Consider the following 19,779-nt stretch of genomic DNA (forward strand, 5'->3'; position numbering starts at 1 on the left):
CAATTCGCCTTAAGTAAGTGCCATTCGCGGCAGACCCCATTACCGCCAGGCGGACAACTATACTGTTTGTACGCCGTTAGCGTACCCAATGACCCGGGACAGATGAACGACACACCGAACGATTCGCCGACCCAGTCTCCGATCAGGCACCTGAAATCGCCCCTGTGGGCCATGGCCGGGAGCATCCTGTTCGTCACCCTGATCGTGGGGGCGCTGGTCTACTTCGGCGTTCATGAACAGCTGTTGAGCCTGTTGCAGTGGGTCGACGCACAGGGGGCGTGGGCGGCGACCCTGTTCATCCTGATCATGGCGGGGGTGGTGGTCTTGCTGCTCCCGGGCATTCTGTTTACCACCGGCGCCGGTTTCGTCTTCGGTCTCCTGGAAGGCACGCTCTACGTCGTGCTCGGTACCACACTGGGTGCCGCCCTCGCCTTTCTGATCGCCCGTTATCTGTTTGGCAGACGCGCCAGGCATTTTATTGTGGCGCACAGCCGACTGCGGATGGTGAGCGAGGAGATGACCCGCCACGACTGGAAAGTGGTCCTGTTAACCAGGCTCATCCCGTTTTTTCCCAGCAAGATATCCAATTACTTTTTCGGCATGACCGGTTTCTCGTTTCGCGGCTATGTGCTGGGCTCGCTGATCGGTTTCATCCCCTTCTCCCTACACAACGTCTATCTCGGCTCCATCGCCGCCGATCTCGCCACCCTGGGTAAACAGGAGATCGGCCGCAGCCCGTTGGAGTGGGTGCTCTACGCCACCGGCTTTATCGCCACCGTGGTCGCGATCGTGTTTTTCAACCGGCTGGCGCGTCGCGCACTGAACCGCTACACCCGCAGCACCGACCCGAAAGAGGAGGTATCGTGAGCTGGACGAAATGGTTACCGCTGCGTTTTATCATCCGCCGGGCCATACGCAGCCAGGGCTTCCTCGATCCCATCGAATTGATGGCCAGGCTGCGCAGCTTTGCCCAGCCTTCCGAGGTGGGCGAGCCGATCGAACTACTGCGTGCCGGCGTGATATTCCATGCCCGCGGCCTGATCAACAGCAAGGTCATTCAGAACAACCTGGACTGGGTGTGGCCCTACTGGATCAAACGCCAGTTCGATCCGCACGACGTCTCCTTCACCCCACGGGCATTCTCCTTCTCCCACATCAATCTCACCCATCGCAACTGGACCGCCATCGGCTATCCCGGTAGCGAGGAGCTCTCCCTGGTCGACCCTCGCGGCCTGCTCACCCCCTGTTTTGACGGCTGGTCGCTGGACGGCTGGGTGATCACGGAAGACGGCCGCACCCTGCTGCCGTCACTGGCGGTGGCCAGCGAGCAGCGACAGGATATGGCGGACAGCTTATCGATAACCACCCGCAGCCAGGCCGATGGCATGGTTTTGACCAGCCGGGCCAGCGTGCATCCCGTTGCCGGCAGGCCGGTATGCCGGCTGACGCTGACCGCCGGTAGCGCCACTCCGGCCTGGCTGGCCCTGGTACTGCGGCCCTACAACCCCGAGGGGATCAGCTTCATCCACCAGGTCAGCCTCTCTGCGGATCGCCGACGCTGGACAGTCGACGCGAACCACACGATCGAATTCAGCGCACCGGCCGAACGCCATCACATGTCCGATTATCGTGCCGGCGATGTCTTTATCCACCTCACAGAACTTGAGGATCAGGCGGAAGGGCTGTGCGACCTCGGCATGGTCACGGCCGCCGCGCTGTTCCCGATCGCGGCCCATGGCGAGACCGCACTGGACGTGCGCATCCCCCTGGATAACAACGGCGCAAGCCAACCGGACAGTGACTGGCCGAGCGTGCGCCAGCAGGCCTGCAGGCTGCGCTGCCCCGAAGCGCGTTACCAGTTTCTCTACGATGCCGCGGTCACCTCGCTGGTACTGCACTCCCCCCACGATGTCTATCCCGGTCCCTACACCTATAAACGCTTCTGGTTTCGCGATGCCGCCTTCATCATCCACGCCCTGTTGTGCCTGGGGCTGAACGATCGGGCCGAACGGGCACTGTCGCGTTTTCCGGAGCGGCAGACCCCGCTGGGCTATTTCCGCTCCCAGGAGGGTGAGTGGGACGCCAACGGCGAGGTGTTGTGGATACTCTCCCGGTTCGAGCAGCTGACCGGTCAAAGGCTCACAGCCGACTGGCACACGCCTATCCAGCGCGGTGCCCGCTGGATCATCCGCAAGCGGCTGGCCGATGACATCGACGCCCCGCATGCCGGGCTGCTGCCGGCCGGATTCAGCGCCGAACATCTGGGCCCGAATGATTATTACTACTGGGATGACTTCTGGTGCATCGCCGGATTGCGCGCCGCCCATGAACTGATCAATGGGCACGCGGCCGACCTCGGCGAAAGTTACCTTCGCGCGGCGCAGGCGTTCACCGCCGCGGTCGATCGCAGCCTGGATAGTTGTGCCCGGCGCCTGGGCCGCCCGGCCATGCCCGCCTCGCCCTATCGCCGGCTGGATGCCGGGGCCATCGGTTCACTGGCCATCGGCTATCCGCTGCAGGATTGCCCACCCGACGATCCACGCTTACTGGATTGTGTCGAATTTCTGTTGTCCAACTGTTTTGTTGACGGCGCATTTTTTCAGGACATGATCCATTCCGGCCTCAATGCCTATCTGACCCTGCATGTGGCCCAGGTCCTGCTCAGGGCCGCTGACCCGCGTTATCTCGAGTTGATGGATACGGTCGCCGCCCTGGCAACCTCCACCGGACAATGGCCCGAAGCAATCCACCCACGCACCGGGGGCGGCTGTATGGGCGACGGCCATCACGTATGGGCCTCCGCCGAATGGGTGCTGATCATCCGCAACTGCTTCGTGCGCGAGGAGGATGACCGCCTGATCCTCTGTGGCGGTATCCCCGGCCGCTGGCTCGAACAGCGCCAGCCCATCAGTTTCGGACCGGCCCCCACCACGTTCGGGTCGATTTCGATCGCCCTTACCCCGACCGATGAAGCGCAGGTCCGCGTCGACTGGCAGGGCGCCTGGCATAGCGATCAACCGGCCATGGAAATCCGCCTGCCCGGCTTCGCCGCTGTCGCTGTTGAGACCGGCCAGCACACCCTCACCCTAAGCAGAAAGGTCATGAAGGTATGAATATCGTTATCTTCAGCAACACCTTTACGCCACATGTCGGTGGCGTGGCCCGCTCGGTGGAGGCCTTTACCGAAGCCTACCGCGAACGTGGCCATCGGGTACTGGTGGTCGCACCGGAATTTGCCAACACCCCGAAAAACGAGATCGATGTCATCCGCATACCGGCGATACAGAACTTCAATACCAGCGATTTCTCCGTGGCCCTGCCCATCCCCACCGGCCTGACCGACAAACTGGAGGCATTCCAGCCGGACATCATCCATGCCCAACACCCGTTTCTACTGGGTATGACCGCGGTGCGCACCGCCCGCTATTTTCAACTGCCCCTCGTCTTCACCCATCACACCCTCTACGAGCAGTACACCCACTATGTGCCGGGCGACTCGCCGCTACTGAAACGCTTCGTCATCGAACTGGCCACCCATTATGCCAACCTGACGCATCAGGTCTTTGCGCCGAGCGAAAGTATCCGCGCACTGCTGCTCAAGCGCGGCGTCACCACACCCATCCGGGTCCTGCCCACCGGCGTGAAAGTGGCGCTATTTGCCCACGGTGACGGTGCGTCCTTTCGAAAACAGCACCATATCCCCGCGGACAGTTTTGTCGTCGGCCACCTGGGACGCCTGGCAGCGGAGAAGAATCTGGAATTCCTCGCCAGGGCGGTTGCCGAATTTATCCGCTCGCACCGGCAGGCACGGTTTCTGGTCATCGGCACCGGCCCCGCGGAGGCCGCGATACGGGCCATCTTTTCCCAGGCCGGACTCGAAGCGCGGCTGCTGATTTGCGGCATCCTGCCACCCCGGGAGCTGAGCAATGCACTGAGCGCGATGAACCTGTTTGCCTTCGCTTCGCAAAGCGAGACCCAGGGGATGGTGCTGACCGAAGCGATGGCCGCCGGTCTGCCGGTGGTTGCCCTGGACGCCACGGGCGTGCGCGAAGTGGTCAGGGACCGGCAAAACGGCCGCCTGCTGCAGGAGCTGACCATCGAGGCGTTCAGCGGCGCGCTAGCCTGGGCACATGACCTGCCGGCGGAACAGATGGAGCGCCAGATCGCCGCCGCACGCGAGACGGCCGAGACCTTTTCCATGTCGCGGTCGGCCGACCAGGCGCTCGAATGCTTTGCATCATTGCAGCAGGGAACGGCGAAGCCCAGCCGCGAGGCCGAGCGCGGCTGGGAACAGATGATGGCGCGGATCAAGGCGGAATGGGAGATTATCGGCAGTGTGACCCGTGCCGGCGATGGGGCCTTGAGCAAACCCCGGGCTACGGACAACGGTAACCGCTGATGCCACCGCCACGCCGCCGTGACCGGGTGCACCCATGATGGCGCGAATCAACACCCTGCTGCGGGGTATCCGGCGTAACCTCAACCGCAGCCACTGGCTGACCCGTCTGTTCCGGCTGCCAGTCTCCGAAGGCCCCTCCAGCCGGCCGGGGGTGGTGCTGATCCAGGTCGACGGGCTCTCCGAGCCGCAGCTCAGGCAAGCGCTGAAGAAGGGTGAAATGCCATTTCTCAGGCGCTTGCTCAAGCGCGAACAGTATCGTCTTCACGCCCAGTACTCCGGTCTCCCCGCGGCCACACCGGCGGCTCAGGCGGAACTCTTCTACGGTGTAAAGACCGCTGTCCCGGCCTTTTCATTCAGGGATCGGGAGAGCCGCAGGATCATCCGCATGTACGAACCCGATGCCGCAAGCCGGGTGGAAAGCCGCCTGCGGCAAAGTGGCAATGCGGCCTTGCTGGCCGGCGGCAGCGCCTATGCCGACAACTTCACCGGTGGCGCGGCGGAAGCGCATTTCTGCCCCGCATCGCTGGGCTGGGGTCCGGCGCTGCGCACCGCCAACCCCCTTGCGCTACTGGTTTTCCTGATCAGCAACTCCTACAGTTTTCTCCGTATCGGCGTGCTCCTGGGGTTGGAACTGCTACTGGCACTGGTGGATTTCATGCGCGGCATTTCACACGGACACGACTTTATCAAGGAGCTTAAATTCATCCCCGCCCGTGTCGCCATCTCCATCCTGTTGCGCGAGCTGTGCGTCATTGGCGGCAAGATCGATATCAACCGGGGCCTGCCCATCATCCATATCAATTTTCTCGGCTACGACGAGCAGGCGCATCGCCGCGGACCGGATTCCCTGTTCGCCCACTGGACGCTCAAAGGCATCGACGATGCCATCGCCCGGCTCTGGCGCGCGACCCGGCACGCGCCCAGGCGCCGCTATCAGGTCTGGGTCTACTCGGATCACGGCCAACACGCGGCCCTGCCCTATAAATACCTGCAGGAGGGCGGTATCGAAACCGCCGTGGCGGAGGTCTTCTCCCGCCTGCAAAGCGTATCCACCCGTTCGCGGGCAACCTCTCCGAACGGCATCCAGACCCAACGGGTCCGCCTGTTGGGCGGCCACCGCTTCCAGCGCCTGTTCGCCTTGGCCGGACTGGCCGCGGAACCGGAAGCGGAGGAAACCGTGCAGGTGGCGGCACTGGGGCCGGTCGGCCAGGTCTATGCGCCCGACAAACTGGATATCGACCAGCGCCGCCAGGTGGCCCGCGACCTGGCCCGTCGTCATCAGGTGCCGGTCACCCTGATTGCGGAGGATTCGCAGCGGATCCATGCCTGGACGGCAACGGCCGAGTTTACGCTGCCGGGACAGGCCGCCGAACTGTTTGGCGCCGACCATCCCTTTCTCGGCGAGCTCGAACAGGATCTGATAAGCCTGTGCCGGCATCCCGATGCGGGGGATGTCATCCTGCTGGGCTGGCACCAGGGGGCAACGCCGATCACCTTCGCCACCGAGGGTGGTTCGCATGCGGGTGCCACACCCGATGAGACCCATGGCTTCAGCCTGCTGCCACGGGACGCCCAGCTCCCGGCGCGATCCCGGGATTATCTACGGCTCAACGATTTACGCGAGGCCGTGCTGCAACGGCTTGGACAAACTTAGGGCCGCTTGCAGCCGGCCCACCCCGACATTCACATCACCCCTCCTCGCCGGCGGCGAGCTGCAGCCGTTGCAGCCGCGCCAGCTGCACGGCACCGAACTGAAACAGGGCCAAGCCGCACAGGATCAGCGCGGTGCCGGCGATGATGGTCAGGGACAGGGGTTCATTCTGGACCAGATGGCCGAGCAGCAACGCCCCGACCGGGGTGATCAGGGTGATGAGCGCCACCTGGGTGGCCGCCAGGCGCTTCAGTACGAAGAAGTAGAGCGCGAAACCGAGTACCGAGCCGAAGGTGGCCAGATAGAGGATCGACAGCGCGGCCTTGAACGGCAGGCTGACCGGCCAGACTCCATCGAACAGATACCAGGTCAGATCGAACAGCGGCGTCGCCACCAGCAGCCCGCCGGCGGTCTGCACGATGGCCGGGATGTCGGCATTGATCTGCTTGACGATCACGCCACTGGCCGAGTGAAAGGTGACCCCGAGCAGGATCGCCAGCATGCCGTAGACCACGCTACTGGCCATGTCCAGGCTGCTGCCGAACATCACCGCCAGACCGAGGACACCGAGCAGCATGCCGCCCACCTGAGTAGGGGAAACACCCCGCTCCCCCTGCCACAGATAGGCGAACAGGCTGGTGATCAAGGGTGACAGGCCGAAGATGACCGAGATCCAGCCGGACGGAATCTGCTGGGCCGACCAGTAGACGCAGAGCATCGCGAGATAGATACCCAGACCGGCGGCAACATAGGCGCGTCGTGCCTGCCTGTCCCAGCGCATGCCGTAGCCAAGCAGGGCGACCATGATCAACGCCACCACCGCCGCGATGCTCATGCGGCTGGCGACACCAAACAGGAAACCCGGTCCGTCGCCACTCCACTGGATCGCCAGCGGGGTGGTGGTCCAGATCACGATAACCCCGAGGTACGCCATCGGTACCGACATGATCCCTTCTCCTAATTATTGGTCGATAAAAAAAAGGCCGCAGATTCGTCGGAACCTGCGGCCTTTTCAGTGTCGGGTTTAACGCTACTTAATGCAAAATCACCTCACACTGACCGGCGCACAGGGCACAGCACGTCGCGGTAGACGCCATGCGACCAGGTATTCCGGTTTGCGTAGGAGATGGGTTTTCATGCACCCAGTTTCACCGCTGTCCGGGAGCCGTGTCAACAGGAGATTGGATGAAAATGTGTAACTACTCACCCGGTCTGTAAGGATTGGCCTGCCTTGTTGGCCTCACATGATGGCTTGTCTCCGGCAGATCCACCGCCAGCTCGCCATCGCCTTCGCTCCTGGAGCGGTCCCTGGCGAGCAGGGTATAAGCGGTCGGCAACACAAACAGGGTCAGGAGCGTGCCGAATGTCATACCGCCCACAATCACCCAGCCGATCTCCTGCCGGCTTTCCGCGCCCGTACCGGCAGCCAGCGCGAGGGGCAACGCACCCGCCACCATGGCGGACGTGGTCATCAGGATCGGCCGCAGACGCAGGCCAGCCGCTTCAATCACCGCATCCCGGAGCGGCCTGCCCTGGGCCTGCAGCGTATTGGCGAACTCGACAATCAGGATACCGTGCTTGCTGATCAGCCCGATCAGGGTGACCAGACCGATCTCGCTGTAGATGTTCAACGTCCCACCGGTGAGATTCAGCGCCAGCAGCGCGCCCGTCATGGTCAGCGGCACCGTCAGCATGATGATAAGCGGGTCGACAAAGCTCTCGAACTGCGCCGCCAGGACAAGAAAGATGAACCCGAGCGCGAGTACGAAGACAAACAGCAGGCTACTGCCCGCTTCCTTGAATTCACGCGATTCGCCGGCAAAATCGTAACGTACCGTCGGCGGCAAGACGCGCCCGGCCGCCGCTTCAAGGAAATCGAGCCCCTCGCCCAGCGAATAACCCGGAGCGATATTGCCGGTAATGGTCGCCGAGCGAAACTGGTTGAAACGGTTCAACTCCTTGGGCGCGACGCTCTCGCGCATCTTCACCAGGTTCGAAAGTTGCACCATGGTCCCGCCACTGCCGCGCACGTAGATGTCGTTGAGGTCACCCGGAGTGCGCCGGTCGTCCGCGGCAACCTGAACGATGACATCGTATTGTTCGCCGTTCTGATTGAAGCGCGTCACCTGCCGCCCGCCCAGCAGGGTTTCGAGCGTTCTTCCCACGGTCAGTACGCCGGCACCCATGTCGGCGACGCGCTCGCGATCCACCTCCACGTCGATCTGTGGCTTGTTGAGCCGCAGGTCACTGTCAAGGTTGATGAGGCCGGGGTAATCTTCAGCCTCGGCCAGGATCAGCGCCAGGTACTGATCCAACTTCTGATAGCTCTCGGGGGTTTGGATGACAAACTCGATCGGCTTGTTGCGCGCGCTCTGACCGAACGAACCGGGATTGTTGCCAAATGCGCGAACCCCGGTGACATCGCGGAGTTTTGGCTGCAACTCGCTGAGGATTTCCATCTGCGTGCGCTCGCGCTGTTCCCACGGAATCAGTTGCGAGAACGAAATCAATTCGGTCACCGCGCGCGAACCGATGATCACGAAGGCGTGCTGCACCTCCGGGATCTCCCGTAGCAGGGTCTCGAAATCCTCGACGTAACGGCCGGTGAAATCGATGGTGGAGCCTTCGGGCGCATGGCCGGCGGTAAACAGCACGCCGCGATCCTCGATCGGTGCCAGTTCCGACTTCAATTCCATGAAAAGAAAATAGCCCGCGCCCGCGGCAAGCAAGGCGATGACCACAACCAGCGGACGCATCCGCAGAGTGGCGGTGAGGGTCCTGCTGTAGCCGTTGTTGAGACCCACGATGAGGCGTTCGAAAGCGTTGTATAGCACACCGTGCCTTTCGTGATCGCGCAACAGGCGGGAGCACATCATCGGGCTGAGGGTCAGTGCCACAAGACCGGAGACCAGCACCGCGCCGGCCAGGGTCAGGGCAAACTCTGCAAACAGCTTGCCGGTCCGTCCGGGCGCGAAGGCGACCGGCACGTAGACGGCGGCAAGCGTCAGGGTCATGGCGACGACCGCACTGGAGATCTCGCCGATGCCGACGATGGCCGCACGGAACGGTTTCATACCCGCCTCGATATGGCGGTGGATATTTTCCAGCACCACGATCGCGTCGTCGACCACGAGTCCGATGGCCAGCACCATCGCCAGGAGCGTCAATGAATTGATGGAAAAACCCAACAGTTCCATCAGCGCGAAGGCGCCGATCAACGATACCGGGATGGTGACGAGTGGTATGATGGTCGCCCGCACCGTGCGCAAAAAGATAAAGATGAAGATGACCACCAGCGCCACTGCCTCGGCGATCGTGGTATAGACGGCCGCAATCGAACGATCGATAAAAATGGATTTGTCGTAGGCGATGGTGGCGCTCATGCCCTGGGGCAGTTCATCGGTCAGTTCGGGCAGGACCTTGTGCATGGCCCGGGAGACGTCGAGTGGATTGGCTGTCGCCTGCTTGACAATGCCGAGGATAACAGCGCGGTTGCCATTGAACCGGGTGATACGCCGCTCGTCCTGGGGACCAAGTGCAATCTTCGACACATCGCCCAGACGTACCGGAAAGCCGCCCGCGTCCTTGATGATGATGCGTTCGAACTGTGCCGGCGTGACCAGCCCGGTGCGCGACAGCACCGTGAACTCGCGGTCCAGGCTCTCGATCCGCCCCGAAGGCACCTCCACATTCTGCTCGCGCAGGGCATTTTCGATGTCCGACACCGTCAGGTCATAGGCGGCCAGTCGGGCACGGTCGAGCCAGATGCGCATGGCATAGCGCCGTTCACCAAAGATGCGCACTTCGGCAACACCGGGGATATTCTGCAGACGGTCACGCACATAGCGGTCGGCATAGTCGGAGATCTCGATCGTTTCGTGGCGATCGCTGGTAAAGGCGATGTAGACGATCGCCTGGGCATCCGCCTCCACCTTGGCGATCACCGGCTCTTCGATCTCCGCGGGCAGCCGTCCACGCACCCGCGCCACGCGGTCGCGCACATCGCTGGCGGCCACGTCCGGGTCGGTGCTCAGGCGAAAGCGCACCGTGATGCGGCTCTCTTCCGGCTTGCTGCTCGAAGTCATTGTATCGATGCCCTCGATACCGGCGATCGAGCTTTCCAGCACCTGGGTCACCTGGCTCTCGATGATCTCGGCACTGGCACCCAGATAGTTGGTGCGGACGGAGACGATGGGTTCATCGATATTGGGATATTCCCGGACCGTGAGCTTTGAATAGGAGACGACGCCGATCAATACAATGATCAGGCTCACAACCGTCGCAAAGACGGGCCGGCGGATGAAAAATTCAAAGAACCCCATGTCAGGTTCCCGCACGGGATGTGGTGATCGTTACCCGACTCTCATCCCTGATCTGCTGGTGACCGGCGGTAACGACGAGCGCATCGCTTTCCAGCCCGCGCTGCACCTCCACCCTGCCCGGCAACCGCTGCCCCAGCTCAATCTCGGTTTGGACCGCGCGCCCATCGACCACCCGATAGATATAACGTTTCAGACCATTGGCGAAGACGGCCGACTCCGGAATCAGCAGGGCATTTTCCCGCCGGTCAACAATGATCTGTACGCGGGCGAACAAACCCGGGGATAGCCGGCCGTCAGGATTCGGGATGCGCGCGCGCAATCGAATGGCACGACCGTTGGCATCCACGACGGGATCGATAACGTAGATTTCGCCAGCAAAAGTCTGTCCCGGCACAGCATCGACGGTGACGCGAACGGACTGCCCGACCCGCACCGCGGGAAGGGAGAGCTCGGGCACCCGGAAATCCACCTTGATCGGGTCGATATCCACCAGTTCAACGATATGATGACCGGGACTGACATAGGCCCCGACACTGACCGCGCGTACGCCGACCACGCCGGACAATGACGCGGTAATCGTTGACTTGCCGAGTCGTGCCCTGGCGAGCGCGACATTCGCGGTTGCCGACTGGTAGGCGGCCACCGCCTCGTCGCGCTCACGTAGTGTACCGGTCCCCTGTTTCGCCAGCGTCATGATGCGGTTCTGGTTGGCTTTGGCGAGGGCCAGTTCGGACTGCGCCTTGCGTAGTTCTGCCTGCAATATGGTTGAATCAAGTTCGACCAGTACCGCACCGGCCTCGACCGTGTCGCCCTCGTCGAAGGGCAGGCTCGCAATGCGCCCGGCAATCTCCGGCGCAACAATAACCGCCTCGTTTGGTCGCAGCGTGGCGACCGCATGAATAGACTCGAGCACCGTTTCGACCGAAACGGGCGCGGCCTCTACCCGGGTAACCTTTTCGACGGGTGTGCTGGCGGCTTTCGGCGGAGGTGATGCAATCCACTGATTGCCACCCTGGTAGAGGAAGTGATAGGCGGCACCAAAAAGAACGATCGCCAGACCCCCCAGCAGCCCCCAATAGGAAAAACGACGCATCGCAAAAAGGCCCTCTCACTCGGTTTTTGGAATAACCGACCTAGGCTAAGGCACCGGATCAAGCGGGTCAATCAGTTCAGGAAGGGTACTGCAACTGCAGATCTTTCCAGGAGGAATCGCGGCGTGATTCGACAGAAATAAAGTAATCCGTGTTTTTTACATCAATATTCGGCATTTTTGACCGGAAACAGGTGCGGCAACCCACCAGGTTCTATGGCTTCGAACACCCGCCTGTTGGCGGCAGACGCGCGACCGGCGCTGGTCACGCAACGGCGCCTCCCTGGAATGGACATCCCCGGTAGCTAACATGGAGCCGGAAACCGGTCAGGGAAACCGGTAGCCCTGCTGTTTCCACCACTCGGCCATCCGCTGATTGACCTGTTCCCAGTCGACCCGGTCTTCGGGCGTTCCCTTCCGTCCCAGCTCCCGGGCCGCCTGATCCAACGCCTTGGTGTACTGCTTGGTGAGTTCTCTGGTGGCCTGGGTAAAATGCGGTAGATCGCTCATGACATCCTCCGTATCGCCTGCGCTCCATGATTATCTTAGTCCAGCCAGGGATGGTCGGATCGGAAAAAAGGCCCGTCGGAGGACGATGTCCGGCTTGTACTGGTCAATTTATTTTGGCCACGTCTTTTTGAGCACTCCTATCGTGTTTCTCTACAATATTGGGTGGCAATCCACCATTGTGGGTATGCGGCTTGAACTGGCTGGAATACCCAACGATCCAATCCGTGATCTCCTGCTTCGCTTCCTGAAACGAGGTGTAGCCGATCTCGGGAACCCATTCCGTTTTTTGAGCTTCTGAAAAACCGCCCCATTGGACTGTTGTCCCAGCAATTGCCACGCCGGCTCATGCTTGGGATCAGCCATCCGACCCATGTTCTGTGCGCTACGGAATGTCGAATTTTTTTACACTTGTCGCAACCCAACTGAAACCAGCAGCCATAACACTATGTTTTAATTCACTTTCTTATATTGGCTTGCATATTGCCTTTTGCTCACCTGTCCTCCGTTAGTTTAGGGCTTGCCACCGCGTGGCAGGGCTGTCGCCCCGCACGATACCTAAAAGCCGCTGACCAGGCCGCAGGCATGGGGTTGCCTAAGCCCACTAAAAGAAAATAAAAAAAAGAGGAAAGCACGGAATGCATGACCAAATACTAATCCCAATGGACAAAAGTGAGGTCGACAAAGCGAACCGCATGATCGCAAGCAGTCCGCTCGACTTTCGCGTGCCTTTTGCGTACGGCAGAAATGAAGCGGGGCAATACCGCGACATGGGCGGGTTCATGGTTTTCACCGGCCTCTCCTGGGACTTCTTCGGACGAACGGATCACGGGGAGCCCTGCCGCGCCACGCTGCATGCGGAACTCCGGGAGTGGGCGACACGTACCGATCCCAAGGCCAAGCCGGTATTGCGCGAGTTCGGTCGCCTCAACATTGAAATCGATTTCGCAGAGCTTGCGAGGCAGCTTCCTCCAGTGCGCACTTTTGTCCACCGGCCGGAGGGTCCGGAAAAGGCGTGCATCAGCCGGTTGGAGTTGTTTGTCGCGGACGCCAACCCCAATACCCGCGCGGACTTTGCCAGCGTGAACTGGGGCCAGGCCGTCGACCCCGAACAAGACTGGCGCGCCGACGCGATGCGCGCATGCCTTCAGACCAATTCCGAGACACTCTTCTGGCTGCTGCAGCAGGCTGGCGCGCTGGCCGGGCCCAAAGTCACTGCATTGGCCGAGCCGGTGCCTGTGGCCGTCTCGACGCTCGGTTTCGATCTGGTGTTCACCACCACGATGACGCAAGTCAACCGCGATCTGGCAGCCAACAGCGAGCGCCTGGCGGCGGAATTTTCCTATCGGGACGACGAAAGAAAGCTGGAGATGTCGGGCCGCTTGGGCACCTGGCAGATCACGCGGGGCAGCTCGGGTACCCTCATCAATCTGACGCTACCGATCGTGGCAGGCAGGCTGACGGTGCAAGGGCGGCTGGGCAACGAGGCAATTGACCTGTCGGGTTTGACGGTCACGGTACAGACCGATTTGACGCTGGTTCCATCCGCCAGCGATCCGGGACAGCACGAGTTGCGGTTCGCATTCCAGGCGGGTCAGGCCGAAGGCGGACAGCTTGCCACGGTAATCAAGGTCGACGGCCCCGCCAGGCAAGTCGAGCAGGCGGCCGAATGGTTGAAAGCCCATTTGCCGCAGTGCCTCGACGCCAACGCGGAAGCCATGACATATGTGTTGGCCACCGTCAGCATCGCCAAACCGGGATCGGACAGTTGGCTCGCGCCGGCACGTTGTGCGTTCTGTTTTGCGCAGCCGCAGGGCATGGAGGAGACCTTCGTTGCGCTCCTCGGATCGCAAAACAACGTCCCCATCCGTCCGCAGGATTTGCGCGTCGACCCGGCGGCGTTCGGCGACATCCTGCATGTCGCGCCCGATGCCGGCGTACTCGTGTTGTCGAAAGACGTTTATCTCCGCAAAGTGCTCCAACCTGCGCTGCAACGCATCTTTCCAGGCACCTCGCCCGAAACGTTTAGCTTCGACAGCAGCGCGCAAACGATTGTGAACATGAAACCGTTCGGCCTGCGCGCCGTCTCTGCCGGAGCAGGCACGTATCATCCGGTGGTGAAGTCGCTGGAAGTGAGGGGCGATCATGGCGCCCTCATCACGAACCTGAGCGGAAGCTGCGACATGGGCCTGAATATCACGCTGCATTTTTCGGCGCTAAACACCTGCCTGGTCAAGTTCGACAAGGCCAGCCAGTCGTTCTCCTTCCAGGCCGATGCACATCCTGACATCACATCACATGTCGATATTCCCTGGTACGACTATTTCCTTCTGCTTGCGGGCATCCCAGGGCTCATCATCGCCGGGATTCAAACGGCAACCCTGTTCCAGATCACGGACGCCGTCCGCGGTGGCAACCTCAATTTCTCGCCAGCGAAGAGCGGTGCCTATTCAGTCAAGTGGAGCGGTATGCGGGACTTCGAGGTGAACGACGCGGGCTTCTCCGGAAGCTTTTACATGCGCGGCCGAGTGCAATAACAACTTGACAAAGGAGCGAAACATGCCAGCTTTAGGTTTGACCAACGGGTGGGACATTGTCTACGCAATCCGATTGACCGACGTAAACAAGACGATCCTGCAGAATCAGGCGGGCTGGCCGGCCGCCGCAAGCGGCAGCAGCAGTGGGGCGACTGGCACGTATTCGCTGGCGGCGACCCTGAAAAGCTGGCGCATCACCGCCGCGTCGCAGACAGGCGGCGGCACGCTCACTCTGGACGTCGATTTTGTGCCAGGCAGCACCTTGACCAAGACACCGGCCAGCGGCACGCCGGTCACGACCGCCCTCGACGGCATGACCGCAACCGTGCAGCTGGGACTGGCCTGGGTCGCCGCGGCAGGGTCGTCGCGGGACTTGCTGCCGACCGATCTGGTTGTCAGCGCAATCACGCCGGCCGGCTCACTGGATGCGGCCACCGAGAGCGTCGTTCGGCAGATGCTCAAGAGTTCCTTGCTGGGCAATCAGACGGCATTCAAGGCCTCGCTGGCGACGATCAATATCGCCGACAAGGAGGCGCAAGGAACGCTGCAGTGGTTGAAACCCAACGCGAATATCAGCTTCACGGTATCCGTGCCGCAAATGTCGGTCGCGCCCACGCTGGAAAACAGCTTTCTGGCAGTGCTGGCCATGACCGAGAGCCGCCAGGCGACCGGCCTCACGCAGGAGGTGTCGGCGAACGCCATTTCCGATAACGACCGGGCCGCGTTTCTCATCGACAAATGGCTGTTTTTCGAAAAGATGGTCAAGCCTGGCATGGCTGCGCTGTTCAGCAATGCCACTGCCGATGATTTCGAACTTTTCAACGACGACAAGGGCATACGCAATACCCGGGATCTGGCGTTTCCCAGGCTCAACATACCCGCCAGCCACGCCGCGCACGAGCGCGATGTTTCGCCGACCATCGCTGCGCGGAACTTCAACTTCGAACTCGACGGCAACACCCTGGTCATGCGCCTGCAGGACTTCACCTTTGAGTGGCAGGCGGGCGTAACGGTCAAGCTCACGCATACGTCCCGTGCACGGGTGTCGCTGACAAGCGACCAGCGCTTGCAACTGGTGGAAGACTCCACCACAACCAATTCCAACGTAATCATCGCGTCCTGGGTCACCTGGACGACGGTTGGCGCCGGCGTGGGACTAGCGATCGCGGCCTGTGCCGTCGGGGCCGCCATCGGCGCAGCCGTCGAAGGCGTAGCAGAAGGCGCGGCCATCGAGGCGGAAGAGACCGCAACGCAGTCCGGCAAGGCCATTGCCATGAAAACGATCTCATCGACACTCACCGAGGAAAGCAGCGAGGCCGCGAGCCAGGCCGAAGCGGAATCGGCCTCCGATGCCCTGCAAGACATTCGCTCGGCGGCAGGCGGCGGAGTGCAGACCAAGGCAGGGCCGATGCCGGGATTCTTTTCGCGCAACTGGCTGAAAATCAAGGCTGGACTGGCTGCCGGCCTGCCGGGCATCGCGGTCGGCACCGTCATCGGCAACATCGCAAACATTCTCGCAGCGCAGGCGGAAGGCCAAACCGCCGATATACCCACCGTCGATGCGTTTGCCACGGAAGCGGTGTCTCCGGTGTCCTGGCCGGATCAAACGGCGTTCAGGCTAACAAGCGTGGTCTTGAACGATGCCCTGCAAATCGGCGGCAACCCGTTCCCTACAACACCTTAAGGAGCACGAGATGAGCCAACCCATGGGAGACACCGACCTGACGAAGGGGTGGGACGTCGTCTTCGCCGTACGCTACCCGGCCCTGAATCTCGCCATTCAGAATGCCTACAAGTCGACGCCGCAGTCGATGCCCGGCGAGTTTCAAGGCAGCGTCCACGGCAAGCTCGGCTCGAGCACCGTGGATGGCACGTGGGGCATGTGGCAGATCACGACGGGTGGTTCGGGTGCCTACATTCAGATGGAGTGCCCGATCGTCAAGGGCTGGTATAACCAGAACCAGATCCGGCTCGATCTCGCCGACTACAGGGTATTGATCCGGGTTCAGCTGTGGTTTTTCGACCACAAGTCCGGCGATAAATCCGATGCGTCCGGCAACGACGGCTCGTTGAAGAAAGCGCTCAAGCTGCTGGTCGACAAGAGCGACCCCACGAACCCCCCGGTGGTGATTGTTTCGATCATGGACAATGACAACCAGCCCCTGGGGCCGGGCGATGCAGGCATGATTTCGGGGCCGTTGCAGAACTGGTTCCTGGACAACCTCGTGCTGTTCGATCATGTGTTCTGCACGGCGGACGTCACGCAGGCGGAAGCCGAGGCGCCCGGTCTGTACTGGCTCAAGCCGGCCTATGTGGCCTACGCCGCCGCGGAACCATTCGACACGAGCCAGCTCACGCACGAACAGAGAATGAACCAATCCGTGTTCGCAATCCTTCACACGATCGAAGGACGCGACCCCGCCGGCTTGTCGCCTTCGGTCGATCTGAACGCCATTCCGTTCGGCAAGAGCGCAGCATTCAGCCTGTCGCGCAAACGTTTTCTGCGCCATTTCATCGAACCCGCCCTGCCCTTCCTGTTCCAGATCGACACGTCGCAATGCACCGACCAGGCATCGGTGGAAAAGCTTCTGAAGGAATTCGGGGGACATTTCGAGATCGCCAACGACGACAAGGAAATCACCAACAAACGCAACCTGAAGCTGCCTCCGATGAGGCTTCCGGAAAATCTGAAGAACAAGATCGTCTACCCCGATATCGCTGCGGGAGATTTTTCGCTGGAGCTCGATGGCCAGGTGTTGCGGCTCACCTTCAAGGACATGCATTTCGAGTTTTCGCCCGGCATCGACGTGTACATCACCTACACCTCGGAACTGCAGATATCGATGAAGAATCGCTACCTCCACCTGACCGAAACCCGGCGCTCGCAACGGTCGACAATCACCAAGGAGGCGTGGGTGACCTGGGCCGAGGTAATAGGCGGCATTGTGTTGGCCGTGGCATTAGTCCCCCTCGGTGGCGCCGCGGGCAAGGCAATCGGCGGGATTGCTTCGCGGACCGCCGCGACCGCTGCCGAAGAAGCGGCTGAAGGCGCGAGTACGATCGCGACGGAAACGGCAGAGGTCGCTGTGACAGAGATTGCCAACGTGGCATCGGAAGAAACGGCCCTGCTCGAGCGCGAGGCCGCAACGGTGGCGGCCGAAGAGACCAGCGCGATTTTCACGCGCGCCAGGCAGGTCGCCAGGAGCGTGCAGGGATACTTCCAGACGAGCAAGGCAAAACTGGCAGGCCGGATGGTGGCTGCAAGTGCAGCGGCAACCATTTCCGCCACACCCGAGATCATGCAGGCGGTCGCCGAAGACGCCCTCGAGTCCAAGATTCCCGATCTGACCAAGTTTTCGGAGGAGGTATTGTTCAATATCACTTGGGCGGATGCGACCCGTTTTGATCCCGATCAGGCCGAGTTGCACGATGCGCTGCAAATCTCCGGCGAAATTACTGTCGTGCAAGCCTAGGCGTCACGAAAATGTTGACCGACCCTGAACATCAACCACTGACCCAACCGACCGTTGTGAGAAGCGACCAGGTCGCTTCGACCTTCGGTTGGGACACGGTGTTTGCGATACGTATACGAGATGTCAATACAGCGATACGGAATGCGTCCCCGGCACCCTATCCCGCAGTGTTCGCGCATCCCTACCAGTCGAGCACCCTTGGAGCCGTACCCTTTCGTGGCAGCTTTGGTCCCTGGCAGATGTGCAGCGGCGGGTCCGGCGACATCGTGCGTTTCAGAGTCCCGTTGACGACACTCGAATTCGACATACCGGACGAACACGGCAAGCCGGTGACAACCGCACTGGGGCCCGCCCAGGCTGTCATAGAAGTGCGTTTATCGTTTCTCCCGCACGAAGGCGGCGAACAGCGCAAGGTTGACGGGAAACTGCATAAATTGACCGTTGCATCGCGAGCGCATGACCCGCAACAGGTGCCCGTCACGCTGGCGGCGCTCGAATTCGGGCTGGATCCTCACGATGAGACAATCGTCATCGCGGCGCGCAGTGCGCTGACTCAATGGTTCGACGAAAACCTGCACGACTTCACCCACATATTCTCGCTGGTCGACATCGACCGGAAGGCAGACCGGGGGCAATTCGAATGGCTGCTTCCGACTTACACCAGCTATGCCTATGCCGACAATCCGGCTTCGCCGGACGACTCGATCCTGGCAATTCTGTGTATGACCCAAAACCGTAGTCCAGACGGTCTCTTCCCCGAAGTCTCGGAATACGCCATTCCGCCCGGCGCCCGAAGCGGCTTCCTGATCTCGAAGGCTCGCTTACTCGAGGAACTGATGCTTCCGACCATGTCCTTCATGTTCGAAGGCGCCAAGCCGGGGGACTTTGTCGTATCCGATTCGCGCGACGAAATTCGCCTTGCTTCAAGCATGCTGCCCGTGAAAGCCGTAAAAGGCAGGGACGGCAAGGCGTATCCAACAGAGCTTCACGCATTTTACCTGAAGGTCGACGGCGAGCACATCAGCATCGAGGCCACCACCAAGGTGGTCATCTCGCCGGATATCTACGCCCTGTGCTCCAGCCGCAGCAAATACCGACTACAGCTCAAAAACCGGGCAGACGGGAAACAAATCATCGACTACGTTGCCGAGGGAGACCCGGTGACGCATTACAGCTATTCCGAAGAGCTGGCTACCCAGTTGGCCAAAGGCGCACTAGCCCCGATCGGCGTTCTTATCGGATTTGCCATCACCGTTCTGACCGAAGGCGCCGGCACGATGGTCGGACTTATGATCGCGGCCCTGCTAATCGGCGCGTCGGAAGGAACCCCCGACCTGATCGCGTCAATTGGTCAGACCAGCGCGCCCTCACTCGACATGCTCGTACTGAATACCACCGACCCCATACAATGGTCTGGCAGCAACGATTTCAAGCTCACATGGGTGGGCATCAATGACTCGCTTCAACTGGCTGGGGACCCGGGATTCTCGTCGTGAACTGCAACAAACTTGACCCACATTCATATAAAGGAAGGGTTTAAAATGAAAAGCACGATCCGGATAGCACTGCTGGCTGCAATTGCCCTGTTTACGATAGCCCTGCCGGCGAGGGCCACCTTGCTGCTCGACGTTGGCGGGGTAGCGGACCGCGCGCTCACATTTGAGCCCAACCAGGCGGTGGCGGTGTCTTTCGGGTTCGACTCCGCGGTCAGCAACGTAAGCATCGCCACGCCGCTCATTTGCGGAACATGCTCTTTTACTGCGTATCTGATGCAAGGCAATCTTGGACCAACTGCATCGG

The 19,779-nt window shown here is 61.1% G+C and carries 13 protein-coding genes and 1 pseudogene; 9 read left to right on the forward strand and 5 right to left on the reverse strand.

The features are described 5' to 3' along the window. Positions 1 to 102: 102 nt before the first annotated feature. The 4 genes from O9K64_RS18245 to O9K64_RS18260 are packed head-to-tail and all read left to right on the forward strand — an operon-like array spanning position 103 to position 6,053. Positions 103 to 867, forward strand: coding sequence for a TVP38/TMEM64 family protein (locus tag O9K64_RS18245; protein WP_275099535.1), 765 nt, complete (start codon positions 103 to 105; stop codon positions 865 to 867). Beyond that, positions 864 to 3,113, forward strand: a complete 2,250-nt coding sequence (locus tag O9K64_RS18250) for a hypothetical protein (RefSeq protein ID WP_275099536.1) — start codon at positions 864 to 866, stop codon at positions 3,111 to 3,113. The genes O9K64_RS18245 and O9K64_RS18250 overlap by 4 nt, the downstream gene beginning before the upstream one ends. Beyond that, on the forward strand, positions 3,110 to 4,399 hold the full coding sequence (locus tag O9K64_RS18255; protein ID WP_275099537.1) for a glycosyltransferase: 1,290 nt from the start codon (positions 3,110 to 3,112) through the stop codon (positions 4,397 to 4,399). Before O9K64_RS18250 ends, O9K64_RS18255 begins: the two co-directional genes overlap by 4 nt. A gap of 34 nt (positions 4,400 to 4,433) precedes the next feature. Next, positions 4,434 to 6,053, forward strand: a complete 1,620-nt coding sequence (locus tag O9K64_RS18260; protein ID WP_275099538.1) for an alkaline phosphatase family protein — start codon at positions 4,434 to 4,436, stop codon at positions 6,051 to 6,053. 34 nt (positions 6,054 to 6,087) lie between these two features. Here the strand turns inward: O9K64_RS18260 and O9K64_RS18265 are convergent, their stop codons facing one another. From O9K64_RS18265 to O9K64_RS18285, 5 genes and pseudogenes are all read right to left on the reverse strand, one after another. Continuing rightward, a complete protein-coding gene (locus O9K64_RS18265) occupies positions 6,088 to 6,996 on the reverse strand; it encodes a DMT family transporter (RefSeq protein ID WP_275099539.1) in 909 nt (302 codons plus the stop codon). 253 nt (positions 6,997 to 7,249) lie between these two features. Further along, entirely contained in the window at positions 7,250 to 10,372 is a 3,123-nt protein-coding gene (locus tag O9K64_RS18270) for an efflux RND transporter permease subunit (protein ID WP_275099540.1), read from the reverse strand. 1 nt (position 10,373) lies between these two features. Then, positions 10,374 to 11,465, reverse strand: a complete 1,092-nt coding sequence (locus O9K64_RS18275) for an efflux RND transporter periplasmic adaptor subunit (protein ID WP_275099541.1) — start codon at positions 11,463 to 11,465, stop codon at positions 10,374 to 10,376. A gap of 324 nt (positions 11,466 to 11,789) precedes the next feature. Next, the gene (locus O9K64_RS18280) at positions 11,790 to 11,972 is read right to left on the reverse strand and encodes a hypothetical protein (protein WP_275099542.1); all 183 of its coding nucleotides are present in this window, start codon (positions 11,970 to 11,972) and stop codon (positions 11,790 to 11,792) included. A 103-nt stretch (positions 11,973 to 12,075) separates the two neighbouring features. Next, positions 12,076 to 12,322 (reverse strand): annotated as a pseudogene (locus O9K64_RS18285) (integrase core domain-containing protein); the annotation flags it as partial. Positions 12,323 to 12,607: 285 nt separating this feature from the next. Here O9K64_RS18285 and O9K64_RS18290 point away from each other — a divergent pair. From O9K64_RS18290 to O9K64_RS18310, 5 genes are all read left to right on the forward strand, one after another. Continuing rightward, positions 12,608 to 14,506 (forward strand): TULIP family P47-like protein, encoded by a 1,899-nt coding sequence (locus O9K64_RS18290; RefSeq protein WP_275099543.1) that lies wholly within the window; start codon positions 12,608 to 12,610, stop codon positions 14,504 to 14,506. A 22-nt stretch (positions 14,507 to 14,528) separates the two neighbouring features. Further along, positions 14,529 to 16,190: a TULIP family P47-like protein gene (locus O9K64_RS18295; RefSeq protein WP_275099544.1), complete on the forward strand. Its 1,662-nt coding sequence runs from the start codon at positions 14,529 to 14,531 to the stop codon at positions 16,188 to 16,190. Positions 16,191 to 16,200: 10 nt separating this feature from the next. Further along, positions 16,201 to 17,979 (forward strand): TULIP family P47-like protein, encoded by a 1,779-nt coding sequence (locus tag O9K64_RS18300; protein WP_275099545.1) that lies wholly within the window; start codon positions 16,201 to 16,203, stop codon positions 17,977 to 17,979. 11 nt (positions 17,980 to 17,990) lie between these two features. Next, complete coding sequence (locus O9K64_RS18305) at positions 17,991 to 19,475, forward strand: TULIP family P47-like protein (protein ID WP_275099546.1); 1,485 nt, start codon at positions 17,991 to 17,993, stop codon at positions 19,473 to 19,475. A gap of 45 nt (positions 19,476 to 19,520) precedes the next feature. Further along, on the forward strand, positions 19,521 to 19,779 hold a 259-nt coding region (locus O9K64_RS18310), incomplete at its 3' end, for a hypothetical protein (RefSeq protein ID WP_275099547.1).

Source organism: Sedimenticola hydrogenitrophicus, assembly GCF_029017505.1.
In the GTDB taxonomy this organism is placed as follows: domain Bacteria; phylum Pseudomonadota; class Gammaproteobacteria; order Chromatiales; family Chromatiaceae; genus Sedimenticola; species Sedimenticola hydrogenitrophicus_A.